This is a genomic window from Flavobacterium hungaricum (assembly GCF_015182285.1).
GTDB lineage: Bacteria > Bacteroidota > Bacteroidia > Flavobacteriales > Flavobacteriaceae > Flavobacterium > Flavobacterium hungaricum.
Genome location: NZ_PRDM01000002.1, coordinates 1002458 through 1019117 on the forward strand (window position 1 = coordinate 1002458; position 16660 = coordinate 1019117).

At 34.7% G+C, this 16660-nt stretch carries 13 protein-coding genes and 1 pseudogene; 5 read left to right on the forward strand and 9 right to left on the reverse strand.

What is annotated here, in order from left to right; translation table 11 throughout:
* Nucleotides 1–23: 23 nt before the first annotated feature.
* The 9 genes and pseudogenes from groL to miaB form a co-directional block, all read right to left on the reverse strand.
* Nucleotides 24–1655 carry a chaperonin GroEL gene (groL, locus tag C4F50_RS12140; protein ID WP_071636498.1) on the reverse strand — a complete coding sequence of 544 codons (1632 nt, stop codon included), beginning with the start codon at nt 1653–1655 and terminating at the stop codon, nt 24–26.
* Nucleotides 1656–1736: 81 nt separating this feature from the next.
* Nucleotides 1737–2012, reverse strand: coding sequence for a co-chaperone GroES (locus tag C4F50_RS12145; RefSeq protein WP_012023920.1), 276 nt, complete (start codon nt 2010–2012; stop codon nt 1737–1739).
* Nucleotides 2013–2159: 147 nt separating this feature from the next.
* On the reverse strand, nt 2160–2495 hold the full coding sequence (gene secG / locus C4F50_RS12150; protein WP_194138921.1) for a preprotein translocase subunit SecG: 336 nt from the start codon (nt 2493–2495) through the stop codon (nt 2160–2162).
* A gap of 2 nt (nt 2496–2497) precedes the next feature.
* The gene (locus C4F50_RS25890; protein ID WP_431357477.1) at nt 2498–3484 is read right to left on the reverse strand and encodes a tetratricopeptide repeat protein; all 987 of its coding nucleotides are present in this window, start codon (nt 3482–3484) and stop codon (nt 2498–2500) included.
* Nucleotides 3485–4102: 618 nt separating this feature from the next.
* A pseudogene (locus C4F50_RS25945) lies at nt 4103–4279 on the reverse strand (DUF8458 domain-containing protein); the annotation flags it as partial.
* 66 nt (nt 4280–4345) lie between these two features.
* Nucleotides 4346–4864 carry an LptE family protein gene (locus C4F50_RS12160; RefSeq protein ID WP_194138923.1) on the reverse strand — a complete coding sequence of 173 codons (519 nt, stop codon included), beginning with the start codon at nt 4862–4864 and terminating at the stop codon, nt 4346–4348.
* An 88-nt stretch (nt 4865–4952) separates the two neighbouring features.
* Entirely contained in the window at nt 4953–6212 is a 1260-nt protein-coding gene (locus C4F50_RS12165; RefSeq protein ID WP_194138924.1) for a sigma-54 interaction domain-containing protein, read from the reverse strand.
* A gap of 58 nt (nt 6213–6270) precedes the next feature.
* Nucleotides 6271–6792 (reverse strand): YcxB family protein, encoded by a 522-nt coding sequence (locus C4F50_RS12170; RefSeq protein ID WP_194138925.1) that lies wholly within the window; start codon nt 6790–6792, stop codon nt 6271–6273.
* Between the two features lie 103 nt (nt 6793–6895).
* Nucleotides 6896–8341, reverse strand: coding sequence for a tRNA (N6-isopentenyl adenosine(37)-C2)-methylthiotransferase MiaB (miaB, locus tag C4F50_RS12175; protein ID WP_194138926.1), 1446 nt, complete (start codon nt 8339–8341; stop codon nt 6896–6898).
* Nucleotides 8342–9006: 665 nt separating this feature from the next.
* Here miaB and topA point away from each other — a divergent pair.
* From topA to porM, 5 genes are all read left to right on the forward strand, one after another.
* Nucleotides 9007–11538, forward strand: coding sequence for a type I DNA topoisomerase (gene topA, locus C4F50_RS12180; RefSeq protein ID WP_194138927.1), 2532 nt, complete (start codon nt 9007–9009; stop codon nt 11536–11538).
* A gap of 5 nt (nt 11539–11543) precedes the next feature.
* Complete coding sequence (locus tag C4F50_RS12185) at nt 11544–12695, forward strand: formimidoylglutamase (protein WP_194138928.1); 1152 nt, start codon at nt 11544–11546, stop codon at nt 12693–12695.
* Between the two features lie 263 nt (nt 12696–12958).
* On the forward strand, nt 12959–14356 hold the full coding sequence (porK, locus tag C4F50_RS12190; RefSeq protein ID WP_194138929.1) for a T9SS ring complex lipoprotein PorK/GldK: 1398 nt from the start codon (nt 12959–12961) through the stop codon (nt 14354–14356).
* Nucleotides 14357–14415: 59 nt separating this feature from the next.
* Entirely contained in the window at nt 14416–15063 is a 648-nt protein-coding gene (porL, locus tag C4F50_RS12195; protein WP_194138930.1) for a type IX secretion system motor protein PorL/GldL, read from the forward strand.
* 52 nt (nt 15064–15115) lie between these two features.
* Entirely contained in the window at nt 15116–16657 is a 1542-nt protein-coding gene (gene porM, locus C4F50_RS12200; RefSeq protein WP_194138931.1) for a type IX secretion system motor protein PorM/GldM, read from the forward strand.
* Nucleotides 16658–16660 lie beyond the last annotated feature (3 nt).

The window sequence follows — 16660 nt, forward strand, 5'->3', positions numbered from 1 at the left end:
TTTAAGTTTAAGAAGAGAATGAATTACATCATTCCTGGCATTCCGCCTCCCATTGGCATTCCGCCTCCGGCATTTTCTTCCTTAATATCAATTAATGCACATTCTGTAGTTAAGATCATTCCAGAAACAGATGCAGCGTTTTCAAGAGCTACACGAGTTACTTTTTTAGGATCGATAATTCCAGCAGTAAGCATGTCTACATATTCGTCAGTTTTTGCATTGTATCCAAAGTCGCCTGAACCTTCAGAAACTTTAGCAACAACTACAGAACCTTCAAGACCTGCATTTTCCACAATTGTTCTTAATGGAGATTCAACTGCGCGAGATACAATCTGGATTCCAGTTGCTTCGTCAGCGTTATCAGCTTTAAGTTCTGCCAATGCAGCTTTTGCTCTTAATAAAGCAACACCACCTCCGGCAACAATTCCTTCTTCTACAGCAGCACGAGTTGCGTGTAATGCATCATCAACTCTGTCTTTTTTCTCTTTCATTTCAACTTCAGAAGCAGCACCAACATAAAGAACAGCAACACCACCAGCTAATTTAGCCAAACGCTCTTGCAATTTTTCTTTATCATAATCAGATGTTGTAGTTTCCATCTGACCTTTAATTTGGTTTACTCTGTTTTTGATGATATCAGCTTCACCAGCACCGCTTACGATAGTGGTATTGTCTTTATCGATAGAAACTCTTTTTGCATTTCCTAACATTTCGATAGTTGTATTTTCAAGAGTATATCCTCTTTCTTCAGAAATTACAGTTCCACCAGTTAAGATTGCGATATCTTCTAACATTGCTTTTCTTCTGTCTCCAAAACCTGGAGCTTTTACAGCAGCAATTTTAAGAGCACCTCTTAATTTGTTTACTACCAATGTAGAAAGAGCTTCTCCGTCAACATCTTCAGCAATGATTAATAATGGTTTACCTGATTGAGCAACTGGCTCTAAAACAGGTAATAATTCTTTTAAAGAAGAAACTTTTTTGTCGTATAATAAGATGTATGGAGAGTCTAATTCAACTTCCATTTTCTCAGGGTTTGTTACGAAGTAAGGAGAAAGGTATCCTCTGTCAAACTGCATTCCTTCAACAACGTCAACGAAAGTATCCGTTCCTTTAGCTTCTTCAACAGTAATAACACCTTCTTTACCCACTTTTGCGAAGGCAGTAGCGATTAATTCACCAATAACCTCATCATTATTTGCAGATATAGAAGCAATTTGTTTGATTTTATCAGAATCGCTTCCAACCACTTTAGCTTGTTTTGCTAAGTCGGCAACGATAGCTTCAACAGCTTTATCAATACCACGTTTTAAATCCATTGGGTTTGCACCTGCAGCAACGTTTTTAAGACCTTCTTTTACGATAGCCTGAGCTAAAACTGTAGCAGTTGTAGTTCCGTCACCCGCTAGATCATTGGTTTTAGAAGCAACTTCTTTTACCATTTGTGCGCCCATATTTTCTAATGGGTCTTTTAATTCGATTTCTTTTGCAACAGAAACACCATCTTTAGTAACTGTTGGTCCGCCAAATGATTTTCCAATAATTACATTACGACCTTTTGGTCCAAGAGTTACTTTTACAGCATTTGCTAATGCATCAACACCACGTTTTAATCCGTCACGTGCTTCAATATCAAATTTTATATCTTTTGCCATTTTTTTAATTATTTGTTTAAAGTTTGATTTGTTTCAAGTTACCGCAGTACTTGATTCTTAATACTTATGACTTAATTCTAATTAAATTATCGCAAGAATATCATCTTCACGCATAATTAGGTAATCAGTACCTTCAAGTTTTAATTCTGTACCAGCATATTTTCCGTAAAGCACTGTATCACCAACTTTTACAGTCATAGTATGATCTTTAGAGCCATTTCCTACAGCAACAACAGTTCCTTTTTGTGGTTTTTCTTTAGCAGTATCTGGAATAAAGATTCCCGAAGCAGTTTTAGTTTCAGCTGCAACAGGCTCAATAAGTACGCGGTCTGAAAGCGGTTTAATGTTTAAAGCCATGATTTTATATTATTAATTAAGTTATACAATTTTTTATGCTCAAAAGAACTTTCAGAAATTGTGCCATGCTCAAAAAACTGACATTATTTCTTAAAAAAAATGCCAGCTTTGACAGGCTGGCACTTGTTTTTATGTTAAGCTATATAATTATTTAGCTGGAGCTGCAGGAGCAGGAGTTCCTTGTACAGGAGCTGCAGGTGCATTTACAGGAGCTTCAGTTTTGTCAATGATTTTAGATTCAGTGTCGCTTAATGATCCTGTGAAGCTTAAGCTAGAAAGTAAAATTAATACAATTAAAACAGTTGCCAAAGTCCAAGTACTTTTGTCTAAAAAGTCAGTAGTTTTTTGAACTCCGCCCAACATCTGCGTACCGCTGATAGTAGAAGACAATCCGCCTCCTTTAGGGTTTTGTACCATGATAACTACGATCAATAGAAAACAAACTATTGTGATTAAAACTAAAAAAATTGAAAATGTGCTCATTACTAATTATTGTTATTGTTATTTTGTTGTAAAATCTTTATATCCGATATGCGGTCTGCAAAGAAAGTAATTTTTTCTGGATATTTCAAAATTAATATTTCATAAGCCTGAATTGCCTTTGTATATTTCTTTTGTTCCAGATATACTCTGGCCAGAGTCTCGGTCATTAAGTATGAATTGTCCTCATTATTGTTGTCAATTTGGACTGCTTGTGTGATATTTCCAGATTTAATCGGCGAAATTTTGGGGTTGCTTTCAATAAACTTGTCAATTATTTCTGCTTTTTTCTGTCTTTCATCAACCTTTAAAGGAGCTGTATTTTTATTATCAATCTCATTGTTGATTGATTCAGATTCGCCTAAATCATCTTTAGAACGATCAATTGGTTCTGTTTTAGATAATTGAAGCCATTCTTGAAACGAATGTTTTTCATTAAAAGAAAAATCTAATGGTTTTCCAATCTCCAGATGATCTTCGGCAATTAGAGCTTTGTTAGATTCTTCTGTTTTCTCAATCTTTTGTTCAACTAACTGTTCGGTTTGATCTTCAATTTCGATCGCAGTCTCTTTTGGAGCTTCGTTCTCAATTTCTTCTTGAGTTACTTCGCTAACAGGAATTTCAGTTGGTTTTGGAGTTTCCGATTCCTTTATAGAAGATAAAATAGATCTTTCGAGAGGATTGATTCGAAATTCTGGAATGATCATTTCCTCTATAACCGAATCGTCTTCTTCTTCAATATTATTTATAACCGTTTCTTCGACAAAAGAATCTGTTTTAAATTCATCACTTTTTATTGGTTCTTCTGTTGCAGGAGCTGCTTCTTTAATAGAACTTAAAATTGATCGCTCAATTACAGGGTCAATTTTTGGTTCTTCAGTTTTTTCGAAGGTAACAGTATTTTCTGCTGCTTTAATAGAATTTAAGATAGAACGTTCTACTGGGTCTGTCTTCGGTTCTTCTTCTTTTACAGCTGAATCTGCTGCCTCGATAGTCAATTCTTTTTCGGTAGTTGGTTTTTCGTAAGTAACCGAATATGCCTCTTTTAAAGTTGTAAAAATAGATTCGTCGATTACAGGAAGTTCTTTGGGTTCTTCTGTTTTTACTGTTTTTTCGTAAGTAACCGATTGGGCTTGTTTAATAGCTAATAAAATAGAAGGATCAATTTCTGGAAGATTCTTAAGTTCTTCTGTTTTTATCGGTTCTTCTGAATTTACTGATGAAACTTCGTGAATAGTCGCAGCAGTTTCATTAACTACAGGAATGTGTGCTGATTCTTCTGTTTTGATTGGTTCTTGAAAAGAAACAGCTGGAGTTTCTGGAGTTGCTTTTAAAACATTTTCACTTGCAGTTTCTAATGTTTTAACCGGTTCCTCAAAAGTTTTAGGTGCAGCTCCTTTTATTGAATTCAAAATAGATTGTTCAACAGGATCTACTTTTACTGCAATTGCTTTTTGAATTTGTTCTGGTGAGATGATTTCACTGTCAAAAACTTTGATTTCCAGAAGATCTCTTAGTTTTTGTTCAAAAAAATCATTTTGAATGGAGGTAAAAGCCTCCGATGTAATAAAATCAAATAAGACAGAACGATCAGCAGTATGCGCCGCCGTTACTTTTAAAGCATAATTATACTTAAAGCTGTTCTGATTGTAAAGCCCTTTTAAGCGCAGTGCCCGCGCACTCTGAAAATACGGAAATTCATTCAAAACACTGCTTAATGCATCTGCCTGCTTTTCTGTAATTGCATCAGGTTTGTTCATTAAGTAAGTATAATCGGTAACGTTCATTTTTTACAGTTTATCGTCTTGTTTTATTTATTATATATAAGGTATAAGTTTAATTTTGAAAAGCGGCTACCATTTTGCCAGAGACTCATTAAAGATATCTTGTGTAATTCTTTCAAAAATGGTTTTAATGGCATCGTTTAAGATAGATCCTGTAGGAAGCTGGTTCCCTTGAAAGTCATAATAAAATTCAAAAGTTTTTTCAAAGTCATCTGCTTCTTTCTTTTTATTCGTAAATCTTACGGCAACACGAATCGTCAGACGGTTTTGTGCCGCGCCCGCTTCGCCGGTTGACGTTACGGCAGTTGCTGTCATTGGAGTGGTTCTGTAATCTATGATTTCTCCTTCGTAAACCAAATCACCACCATTGCTTACTAGATTTAAATTGGTTTGATTCATAATCAAATCCTGTAATGCCAATGTAAAATCTCTATCAATCCCAGGTTCAATTAATTCTGCATTGTTGTGAAAAAAGTTCACCTGAAAGGTTTTGGCATCAATTGGCTTTGCTCCTGTAAAGTTATAAACGTTGCAGCTGCTTAACATAAACAGGCTTAATAATGCAAAAAGAGAATATATTTTTTTCATATTTTTTTAGTCAAATTCCAATATTTTGAAATTCTAAATTCCAAATTTCGCCAAATATAATGATTTCAAATTTGGAATTTATTTATTTTTATAAATCGAATTGTTTGATTTTGCGGTATAAAGTTCTTTCAGAAATTCCTAATTCGTCTGCAGCGGCTTTTCGTTTTCCTTTGTTTTTTTCTAATGATTTTTTGATCATTTCAATTTCTTTTTGTTCCAGACGCAGAATTTCTTCTTCTTCGATTGTTTCTGCAAAAAGATAATTGTCTTCGGGAATTTGATAACTTTCTTCACGAACAGAAGGAGTAGTCATAACAGCAGTTCTTGGTTCTTCTTCAAAATCAATTTCGCTGTCGTTTCCTTGATTTCCGTATATTTTCTGAATTAAATTCGGATTAATGTCCTGCACTTTCGAGGTTCCGTTTTTCATCAGTTCCAAAGTCAGTTTTTTTAAGTCATTCAGGTCGCTTTTCATATCAAAAAGCACTTTGTACAGAATGTCTCTTTCGGTGCTAAAGTCGCTTTCTTTTTTGCTTTCGCTGATCACAGAAGGCAGATTGCTTCCTTCAGCCGGCAGATACGATTTTAAAGTTGCCAGAGTAATATCGCGATTGGTTTCTAAAACAGAAATCTGTTCGGCAACATTTCGAAGTTGGCGAATATTACCGCTCCATCTAAACTTTTGTAAAAGTTGTACCGCATCTTCATCTAGTCTTAAAGGAGGCATTTTGTATTTGTGGGCAAAATCGGCAACAAATTTTCTAAACAATAAATGAATATCGTCGTTTCTTTCTCGTAAAGGCGGCAGCGTGATTTCGACAGTACTCAAACGATAGTACAAGTCTTCACGAAATTTTCCTTTTTCAATTGCATTAAACAAATTTACATTGGTTGCAGCAACAATACGCACATTTGTTTTTTGAACCTGAGAAGAACCCACTTTTATGAATTCGCCGTTTTCTAAAACACGCAGTAATCTTACTTGTGTCGTCAAGGGAAGTTCGCCCACCTCATCCAAAAATATTGTACCGCCGTCAGCTACTTCAAAATAGCCTTCGCGGGTGCTTGTTGCACCTGTAAAAGCGCCTTTTTCATGTCCAAAAAGCTCACTGTCAATAGTTCCTTCTGGAATCGCGCCACAGTTTACAGCAATATATTTTCCATGTTTTCTGTGTGAAAGCGAATGTATAATTCTAGGAATATTTTCTTTACCAACACCACTTTCCCCAGTTACCATAACCGAAATATCAGTTGGAGCAACCTGAATGGCTTTTTCAATGGCGCGATTTAATTTTGGGTCATTCCCAATAATCTCAAATCGTTGTTTTATTGCTTGAACTGTTTCCATTTTTTTTGTTTCAAGTTTTATTGGTTTCAAGTTTCAAGTTCTTTGCTAGACTTAAACCTTATTTTTTTAAACTTTTTTTTATATCTAATGAATTAAAAAGCTGTTTTAATTCATTGTATTGATTGTCTTTTAAATCTTCTTTAATAATGGGTAAGGCAGAGGTTTTATTTAGATAAAGTAAAAACCATTTATCTGTTTCTTTGATTTGATAAGATTCTTTCCAAAGATTTACCATTTTAAAACTTTCGCCTTCTTGTGTGAAGGAGTCCTTATTGAAAATTATTTTTTGGAGTTCTAAGTTTTTTTTGTTTTTAAGAATGTTTTTTTTAATACTGGAAATCGTTAGAAAATAAACGGCTAACCAAACTATAATAACTATTACGAAAGGTATAAGGTCTAGGAAATTCCACTCTAAATTAGTTTCAGACTGTGTGGTTGATAAAATTGCATTTTGTATAACTACAAAAAAGAAAATAAACATAATCCATTTTACAAAAGTCATCCGAAAAAGTAGGTATTTGGAAACTTTAACTAATGTATCTAAATTAGGTTTATATTCAATAATAATCTCTTTGTCCATTCTTAATCTTTATTTGGCTTTTAATAACTCTAAATCAATCAATATAAAATTCAATTTACGGAAATAACCTGAAACCTGAAACTTGAAACCTGAAACAAAAAAACTAATTCATGCTACTCAATCCAACAGCTTCACCTTTTAATGTTCCAGAAGTACAGCTTGTGATTTTTACGTTTACGAAATCTCCAATTTTATAATCCTCTTTCGGGAACACAACCGTAATACTTTGAGAGTTTCTTCCAGAAAATTCATCTTTCGATTTTTTAGAAACTTTTTCTACCAGAACTTCAACCGTTTTTCCGACAAATTCCTCACTTCTAAACCAGGCGTGTTTTTGTTGTAAGTCTACAATTTCTTGTAATCTTCTGGCTTTGGTTTCTTCCTCAACATCATCTTTCATTTTTCTTCCAGCCAAAGTTCCAGGGCGTTCAGAATACGAATACATATAACCGAAATTGTATTTTACATATTCCATTAAACTCATTGTATCCTGGTGATCTTGTTCACTTTCGGTTGGGAAACCGGCAATCATATCTTGTGAAATTGAAGCATCTGGAACAATAGCTCTAATCTTATCAATCAAAGCCATATATTCCTCGCGAGTGTGCAGACGATTCATTTCTTTTAAGATTCGATTGCTTCCAGACTGAACTGGCAAGTGAATGTGTTTGCAGATATTTGGATATTTCGCGATAACATGCAAAATGCTTTCGTGCATGTCCTGCGGATTTGAAGTTGAGAATCTAATACGCATTTTAGGAAACCCAACAGCAACCATTTCCAGCAATTGATCAAAATCTACTGCAGTTGCCTTTTGCATTTCAGAAGCATTTACAAAATCTTTTTTCAAACCGCCGCCGTACCAAAGATAACTGTCAACGTTTTGACCAAGAAGCGTAATTTCTTTAAAGCCTTTGTTCCATAAATCTTGAATTTCAGCCATAATACTTTGAGGTTCACGACTGCGTTCGCGTCCGCGTGTAAACGGTACGACGCAAAAGGTACACATATTATCACATCCACGAGTGATCGAAACCAAAGCTGTGATTCCGTTACTCATTAAACGAACCGGTGAAATATCTCCGTAAGTTTCCTCTTTCGATAAAATAACATTGATAGCATCACGGCCTTCTTCAACTTCTGCTAATAGATTTGGAAGATCCTTATAGGCATCTGGACCTACTACAAGATCAACGATTTTTTCTTCCTCCAAAAACTGGCTTTTCAGACGTTCGGCCATACAGCCCAAAACGCCTACTTTCATTTTCGGATTCGTGCGTTTTACAGCGTTGTATTTCTCAAGACGTTTACGAATAGTCTGTTCTGCTTTGTCTCGAATAGAGCACGTATTTACGAGAACCAAATCGGCTTCTTCTAGAACCGAAGTAGTATTATATCCTCCGTCAGACAATATGGAAGCTACGACTTCACTGTCCGAAAAATTCATCGCACAGCCGTAACTTTCTATGAATAACTTTTTAGTATTCTCAGGTTTATTTTCCAAAACAAGACTTTCGCCTTGTTTGCTTTCCTCAATAATCTTTTCCATTATAAAAATTCAAAGTGCAAAGATAGCGCAAATGTGTTTAATATGACAAGATGGCAGAAAGGAAATTTTAGATTTTAAATTTCAGATCGCAGATTGACCGCAATTCATTTTAAAAAAGCGCAGCTTTTTTAAAATCTAAAATCTAAAATCTAAAATCTAAAATCTAAAATCTAAAATCTAAAATCTAAAATCTAAAATCTAAAATCTAAAATCTAAAATCTAAAATCTAAAATCTAAAATCTAAAATCTAAAATCTCTAGCCCAGATTGCAGCGAAAAGCCCGGAGTAAAAAATGCAAAAGTTTCTTGTTTTAAAAAAGCGACTCCCGAGGCTTCGGGAGAAGCTCTTTTTAAAGCATTAGAAACTTTGCTTTTTTTATGAGGACTTGTAGTGAAAAGCTGGAAATAGCTTCTTAGAATAATTTAGGTTTTAAGTTTGATAATCGTAATTCTAGATCATTATCGATTTAGGATCTAAATTCGAACCATAAAAAGCTGAATTATAAAAGGTCATTCATAGGTAAAAGTTATACCTATATATATAATACAGAATATTACAGATAAATCTGCAATTTTAAGTTTCATAATATCAAAATACTTCAAAAATGCATGAGTAAGGTTAATATTTAAAAAAAATAGATACTTTTGTTGCAGAAAAATAGAGCAATGGCAAAGAATTTAGTAATAGTGGAGTCACCTGCAAAGGCGAAAACGATCGAGAAATTTCTCGGAAGTGACTTTCAGGTCGAGTCGAGTTATGGTCACATAGCCGATTTACCATCAAAGGAAATAGGAGTAGATGTAGAGAATGGTTTTAAACCTAAATATGAAGTTTCTCCAGACAAAAAAGCTTTGGTTAGTAAATTGAAAACACTATCTAAGAATGCCGAAACGGTTTGGTTAGCAAGCGATGAGGACCGCGAGGGAGAAGCTATTTCATGGCACTTGGCGGAAGAATTAAAACTAGATACAAAAAAGACCAAACGAATTGTTTTTCATGAGATTACAAAAACTGCAATTCTAAAAGCAATTGACAATCCGAGAGAAATTGATTACAATTTAGTAAATGCGCAGCAGGCAAGAAGGGTTTTAGACCGTTTAGTAGGTTATGAATTGTCTCCTGTTTTATGGAGAAAAATTAAAGGCGGATTATCTGCAGGTCGTGTACAATCTGTATCGGTTCGTTTAATTGTAGAGAGAGAACGCGAAATTCAAAACTTTAATGCTGTTGCAACCTATTCAATTGTTGCAGAATTTGTAAACGAAGCTGGAAAAGCTTTCAAAGCAAAACTTCCAAAAAACTTTAATACGAAAAAAGAAGCCGAAGATTTTTTAAATCAAAATATCGGTTCTAAATATAAGGTAGCTGATTTAGAAACTAAACCTACCAAAAAATCTCCGACAGCACCTTTTACAACTTCGACGCTGCAACAAGAAGCTGCTAGAAAATTGTATTTGCCGGTTGGAATCACAATGCAGCTTGCACAGCGTTTGTACGAAGCCGGACTTATTACTTATATGAGAACGGATTCGGTAAACCTTTCTAGTGAGGCGATGAATGCTGCAGAGGCAGAAATCATTAAATCTTATGGAAAAGAATTTTCTAAACCGAGAGTTTTTGCTAATAAAAATAAAGGAGCACAAGAGGCTCACGAAGCAATTCGTCCTACAGATATGTCTCGTCATACTGTAAATATCGATCGTGATCAGGCTCGTTTATACGATTTGATCTGGAAAAGAACTCTGGCTTCGCAGATGAGCGACGCTCAGTTGGAAAGAACAAACGTAAAGATTGAAGCAGATAATCATAGCGAAATTTTTACAGCTTCTGGAGAAGTTTTACTTTTTGAAGGTTTCTTGAAAGTGTACTTAGAAGGTCATGATGATGACGAAGAGGAGCAAGAAGGAATGCTGCCTGCATTAAAAGTAAACGAAAAACTGGCTAATAATTATATTACAGCTACAGAACGATATTCAAGACCTCCGGCTCGTTATACAGAGGCTTCTTTGGTTAAGAAGTTAGAAGAGCTGGGAATTGGTCGTCCGTCTACTTATGCACCAACTATTTCGACAATTATCAATAGAAATTATGTTGAAAAAGGAACATTAGAAGGTCAGGAGAGAAATTATACACAGCTTACTTTGCAAAACAGTAAAGTAGGAGAGAAGCTTCTTAAAGAAAATACAGGTTCTGATAAAGGAAAATTGGTTCCGACTGATATTGGTACAATTGTTACAGATTTTCTTGTCAAAAATTTTGGCAACATCCTGGATTACAATTTTACAGCAAAAGTAGAGCAGGATTTTGATGAAATTGCCGAAGGAAATATCGATTGGGCAAAAATGATGCAGGAATTCTATGATCAGTTTCACCCAAATGTGAAAGAGGTTGAGGCTAATGCAGAACGCGAAAGCGGTGAAAGAATTCTTGGAAAAGATGCAGACGGAAGACAGGTTTCTGTTCGTTTAGGAAAATTTGGACCGATGGCACAGATTGGAGAGGCGGATGATGAAGATAAAAAATTTGCCAGCTTAATGGCAGATCAAAATATAGGAAACATTACGCTTGAAGAAGCTTTGAATTTATTCCTGCTTCCTAAAAGTTTAGGGGATTATAAAGGAGAAGAAGTTGAAGTAAATAATGGCCGTTATGGTCCTTATGTTCGTCACGGAAGCGTATTTATATCATTACCAAGAGGAGAAGATCCGCTTGGGGTTTCAAAAGAAAGAGCTCAGGAGCTTATTGACGAAAAAGAATTGGCAGATGCTCCAATTGCAGTTTACAAAGGTGAAGGTGTTCAAAAAGGTGTGGGACGTTTTGGACCATTCATAAAATGGAACGGACTTTTTGTAAACGTAAGCAAAAAATACAATTTTGATAACTTATCACAAGCAGATGTTGAAGAATTAATTGAAGACAAACTGCAGAAGAATATTGATAAAGTACTTCATAATTGGGAAGAAGAAGGAATTGTTGTGGAAAAAGCACGTTGGGGGCGTTCTGTAATCCTAAAAGGTAAAATCAAAATTGAATTAAGCAAAGATGTTGATGCAACTAAGTTAACATTGGCTCAAGTTCAGGAAATGATTGCGGCAAAAACACCAGCAAAGAAAACGGCTGCCAAAAAGACAACTGCTGCTAAAAAAACAACAACCGCTAAAAAAGCTCCGGCTAAAACAGCTGCTAAAAAGAAATAATACAGATGGAATTTGATTTTCTAGAACCAGTAAATGACGCAATTGTAAAGTTCGTTGGTACACTGTCTTCACAAGAGCTTGGGAGTAAGATTGTCTTTCATACCCAAGATCAGTTTCCTGATATTGAAAAAATAAACATTGCTATTATTGGTGTTTTAGAAGATCGTACCAACATCAATATGGTTAATGAGGTGAATCTTACTGCAGTTCGTAAAAAGCTGTATGGTATGTTTCCTGGTAATTGGGATGCGTCTATTGCAGATTTGGGCGATATACTTGCAGGTGAATCTGTAGAGGATACTTATTTTGCATTAAAAAAAGTTACGGCTGCTTTAATTAAGAATAAAGTGATTCCTATAGTCGTGGGAGGTTCTCAGGATTTAACCTATGCTTTGTATCGTGCTTATGACGATTTGGAGCAGATGGTAAACCTTGTTGCAGTTGATAATAAATTTGATTTTGGTAAAGAAAACGAACTGGTTTCGGCCAATTCTTACTTGACGAAAATCATTATAGATGCGCCAAATAATCTTTTCAACTATTGTAATATCGGGTATCAAACCTATTATAATTCGCAGGAAGAAATTGATTTGATTGAAAAACTGTTTTTTGATGCTTACCGTTTAGGCGAGATTTCAAATAAAATTACTTTGGCAGAACCTATTTTTAGAGATGCAGATTTAGTAAGTATCGATTTGAATTCGGTAAAATCTTCAGCTTCTGGTAATTCGGTTTCTTTTGAGCCAAATGGATTTAACGGAAAAGAGATTTGTTCTTTGGCAAGATATGCCGGTATTAGTGATAAAGTTTCTGCTTTTGGAGTGTTTAATCACAATAGTACTATGGCAGAATCGGTTATTATTGCGCAAATTGTGTGGTATTTTGTAGAGGGATATCATTATCGTTCTAAAGAATATCCATTTGGAAGCCGTGCCAATTATTTAAAGTATATAGTTCCGTTGGAAGATGAAGAACTTATTTTCTATAAAAGTGATAAAACGGATCGCTGGTGGATTGAAATTCCGTACGAATCTACTGGCAGCAATAAATTGAAAAGAAATACGTTATTACCATGTTCTTACGATGAATATTTGTCGGCTTGCAATCAAGAATTGCCAGAAAGATGGTGGAAAGCGCAGCGAAAAAACGCTTTATAATTGTAAAATTCATTCGAAATCTAAAATTTTTAAAATTTCGAAAAAAAAGTTAAAATTAATTAGTAGGAAAAGTAATGTATAATATAAAATTTAACGTTTTACACCGATTTTTCAGTACAGTTTATCGAGTAAATATTTTTTTTTTATTTTATTTAACATTATTTTTGACCGGTAAAATAAATTTCGCAACTAGTATTGTTTTTTAGATAAATAATAAATACGTTTACGGACTTTTAATAATGAATAGATAATCCCAAATTTATATGAAGAAGTTTATTGCATTTGCAACAATGGTAACACTAGTAATCGGCTGTGGTAAGTCAGGTGACAAAGGTGAATTAGTTGGTGTTACAGGAGGAAAATGGCATCCTGAAAAACCATATGGAATGACTTTAGTTCCAGGTGGATCTTTTATTATGGGTAAATCAGATGCTGATTTGGCTAATGTAGAAGATGCTCCAACTAAAACAGTAACAGTTCGTTCATTTTATATGGATGAAACTGAGATAACTAATAGTGAGTATCGCCAGTTTGTGGAGTGGGTTAAAGACTCTACAATGAGAGTTCGTTTAGCAATTTTAGCAGACGAAACTGGACAAAAAGCTAGTGGTGACGCTAAAGGAAAAAAAGGCGGTAGCATTGCGGATTATGCATTTAATGATTCAGATCCAGAAAAAATGACAGCTTACGACAAATATATGTACGACAACTATTATAGTGTTGGTACAAAAGATGATCCGTATGCTGGAAGAAAATTAAATAGAAAAGTAAAACTTATTAAAGATACAAAAGCGTATCCAGATGAGTATTACACTGAAGTAATGGACTCTATGTATTTGCCAATTGAAGAATCATATAATGGTTTAAGAACGATTGATGTGAATAAATTAAAATTCCGTTACTCTTGGATGGATATTCAAGCAGCTGCAAAAGCTAAAGTTGGAAAAAGAAGTGACTTCGTAAAAACAGAGCAGGTAAATGTTTATCCTGATACCGCAGTTTGGATTAAAGATTTTGCTTATTCATATAATGAGCCAATGCACAACGATTATTTCTGGCACAAAGCTTATGGAGATTATCCTGTTGTTGGTGTAACTTGGAAGCAAGCTAAAGCATTCTGTGCTTGGAGAACATTAAACAAAAACAGTTATATTAAATCTAAGAAAAAAGGACGTGACTTAGTTAACTCGTTCAGATTACCAACTGAGGCAGAATGGGAATATGCTGCTAGAGGAGGTCTGGAGTCTGCTACTTACCCTTGGGGAGGTCCTTACACTAAGAGTGATAGAGGTTGCTTTATGGCGAACTTTAAACCAAGTAGAGGAGATTATGCTGCAGACGAAGCATTATATACTGTAGAGGCTAAATCTTACGAAGTAAATGGTTACGGATTATACAACATGGCTGGTAACGTTTCAGAATGGACTGACTCGGCTTACAATCCAAATGCTTACGAATACGTTTCAACAATGAATCCAAACGTAATTGACGGAAAAAACCAAAGAAAAGTAGTTCGTGGCGGTTCTTGGAAAGATGTTTCTTATTTCTTACAAGTTAGTACTCGTGATCACGAATATGCAGATTCTGCAAGAAGTTATATCGGATTCAGAACGGTACAAGATTATATGGGAACTCAAGTAACCGGAAACAGAAAAAAGTAAATTATAATTAAATCAATATCCAACAAATCTATTTTATTAAAACCTAAAAAAAAAGTATTATGGCATTATTAAGTAAAAAAGCAATGAATTTCGCTTATGGTATGGGAGCGGCAGTGGTAATCGTTGGAGCTTTATTCAAAATTACTCACTTTGAAATTGGACCATTGACAGGAACAGTTATGCTTTCAGTAGGTCTTTTGACTGAAGCATTAATTTTCGCGTTATCTGCTTTTGAACCTGTGGAGGACGAGTTAGATTGGACTCTTGTTTACCCAGAATTAGCTAACGGACAAGCTAGAAAAAAAGAAGTTAAAGCTGAGACTCCATCTGATGCCCAAGGATTGTTGTCTCAAAAATTGGATACATTATTAAAAGATGCTAAAATTGACGGTGAATTAATGGCTAGTTTAGGAAATTCTATCAAGAATTTCGAAGGAGCTGCAAAAGCAATCTCTCCAACAGTTGACTCTATCGCTGGACAAAAGAAATATGCTGAAGAAATGTCTATGGCAGCTGCACAAATGGAATCATTAAACAGTTTATATAAAGTTCAATTAGAAAGTGCTTCAAGAAATGCACAAGCTAACAGTGAAATCGCTGAAAATGCTTCTAAATTAAAAGAGCAAATGGCTTCTATGACAGCTAACATCGCTTCTTTAAACAGTGTTTACGGTGGTATGCTTTCTGCAATGAGTAACAAAGGATAATTAGTTTTTAACTATTATATTAAAATTATTAATAAGAACTAATTAGAAAAAAATGGCAGGAGGAAAATTAACCCCTAGACAGAAGATGATTAACCTGATGTATCTGGTTTTCATCGCAATGTTAGCAATGAACGTATCGAAAGAAGTTATTTCTGCTTTTGGTTTGATGAATGAAAAATTTGAAGATGCAAATACTTCTTCAGTTGCAACAAATACTTCATTATTAACATCTTTAGATCAAAAAGCTGCTGAAGCAAAAGGAGAATTTGCTATTGCTGCAGTAACTGCTCACAAAGTAGAAGCTATATCAAAAGGATTTTATGACTATATCGGAACTTTAAAAGCTCAATCTATAAAAGGATTTGAAGTTGAAAAAGAAACTGGTAAGTTACCATACGAAGCTATGGACAGAGGTGATAATATCGACGACTGGTTTACAGGAGACGGATACACTCAAAAAGGTAATGCTATTATCGCTGCAATTCAAAAATATAAAGCAGACATGAAAGCTGCTTTAGGATCAGATAAAAAATATGCTCCAATTATCGCAGAGATTGAAAAGAAATTTGATGTTTCTGACGTAAAAAACAAAGAAGGTATTAAAGAAAAATACTTAGCATACCACTTTAAAGGTTTTCCTGCAATCGCTTCGGCTGCAAAACTTTCAACTTGGCAGAATGATGTTAAAAAAGCTGAAACTGATGTTTACAACAGTGCTTTAGGAAAAGCTGCAGTTGCTGCTGCTTCTTACAGTAACTACCAAGCTATCGTAGTTTTAGATAAAAATGCTTATTTCCAAGGAGAAAAAGTAACAGGTAAAGTTGTTTTAGGTCGTTATGACGAAAACACAAAACCAACTTCTTTCCAAGGTCCTGGACAAATTGTTAACGGACAAGCTGTTATCTCTTTAACTGCTGGTGGAGTTGGAGAACAAGATATCAACGGACAATTTACATTCTTAGAGGATGGTAAAAATATTCCTTTGAAATTCTCTGGAAAATATGTTGTAGTTCCAAAACCAAACTCTGCTACAATTTCTGCAGATAAAATGAATGTAGTGTATAGAGGTGTTGTTAACCCTATCTCTGTATCTTTTGCAGGTGTTGACGCTAACAAAATTAATGCAAGTGCTCCTGGATTATCTTCTGCTGGAAAACCAGGAAAATATAACATGAGCCCAGGTTCAGGTACTGAAGCTACAATCTCTGTAACAGGTACATTACCAAACGGTGATAAAGTAACAGACAAGAAAACATTCAGAATTAAAGGTATTCCTGGTCCAACAGGAACAATTAGAGGAGAAATGGGTGTTGTAAAAGGACCTAAATCTAACCTTGAAATTGCTACTATTGGTGCAAAACTTCTTGATTTTGATTTTGAAGTTGGTTTAGATGTTGTTGGATTCAATATGAAAATTGCTGGACAGCCTACTGTGGTTGTTACTGGTAACAAAATGAATGCACAATGTAAATCAGTACTTTCAAGAGCAGGTAAAGGAGACCAAGTTACTATTTCTGAAATTAAAACTAAATTGGTAGGTGCTGGAAGTTATTTATTACCAAGAACTGCACCGGTAATTTACGAAATACAATAATAT

What these genes read in the sequence shown, in the direction of transcription:
- C4F50_RS12160 (WP_194138923.1), bottom strand. Translation starts at nt 4,864, where the DNA reads ATGAAAAAAATATATTCTCTTTTTGCATTATTAAGCCTGTTTATGTTA.
- topA (WP_194138927.1), top strand. Translation starts at nt 9,007, where the DNA reads ATGGCAAAGAATTTAGTAATAGTGGAGTCACCTGCAAAGGCGAAAACG.
- secG (WP_194138921.1), bottom strand. Translation starts at nt 2,495, where the DNA reads ATGAGCACATTTTCAATTTTTTTAGTTTTAATCACAATAGTTTGTTTT.
- porM (WP_194138931.1), top strand. Translation starts at nt 15,116, where the DNA reads ATGGCAGGAGGAAAATTAACCCCTAGACAGAAGATGATTAACCTGATG.
- groL (WP_071636498.1), bottom strand. Translation starts at nt 1,655, where the DNA reads ATGGCAAAAGATATAAAATTTGATATTGAAGCACGTGACGGATTAAAA.
- porL (WP_194138930.1), top strand. Translation starts at nt 14,416, where the DNA reads ATGGCATTATTAAGTAAAAAAGCAATGAATTTCGCTTATGGTATGGGA.
- miaB (WP_194138926.1), bottom strand. Translation starts at nt 8,341, where the DNA reads ATGGAAAAGATTATTGAGGAAAGCAAACAAGGCGAAAGTCTTGTTTTG.
- C4F50_RS12185 (WP_194138928.1), top strand. Translation starts at nt 11,544, where the DNA reads ATGGAATTTGATTTTCTAGAACCAGTAAATGACGCAATTGTAAAGTTC.
- C4F50_RS12165 (WP_194138924.1), bottom strand. Translation starts at nt 6,212, where the DNA reads ATGGAAACAGTTCAAGCAATAAAACAACGATTTGAGATTATTGGGAAT.
- C4F50_RS12170 (WP_194138925.1), bottom strand. Translation starts at nt 6,792, where the DNA reads ATGGACAAAGAGATTATTATTGAATATAAACCTAATTTAGATACATTA.
- C4F50_RS12145 (WP_012023920.1), bottom strand. Translation starts at nt 2,012, where the DNA reads ATGGCTTTAAACATTAAACCGCTTTCAGACCGCGTACTTATTGAGCCT.
- porK (WP_194138929.1), top strand. Translation starts at nt 12,959, where the DNA reads ATGAAGAAGTTTATTGCATTTGCAACAATGGTAACACTAGTAATCGGC.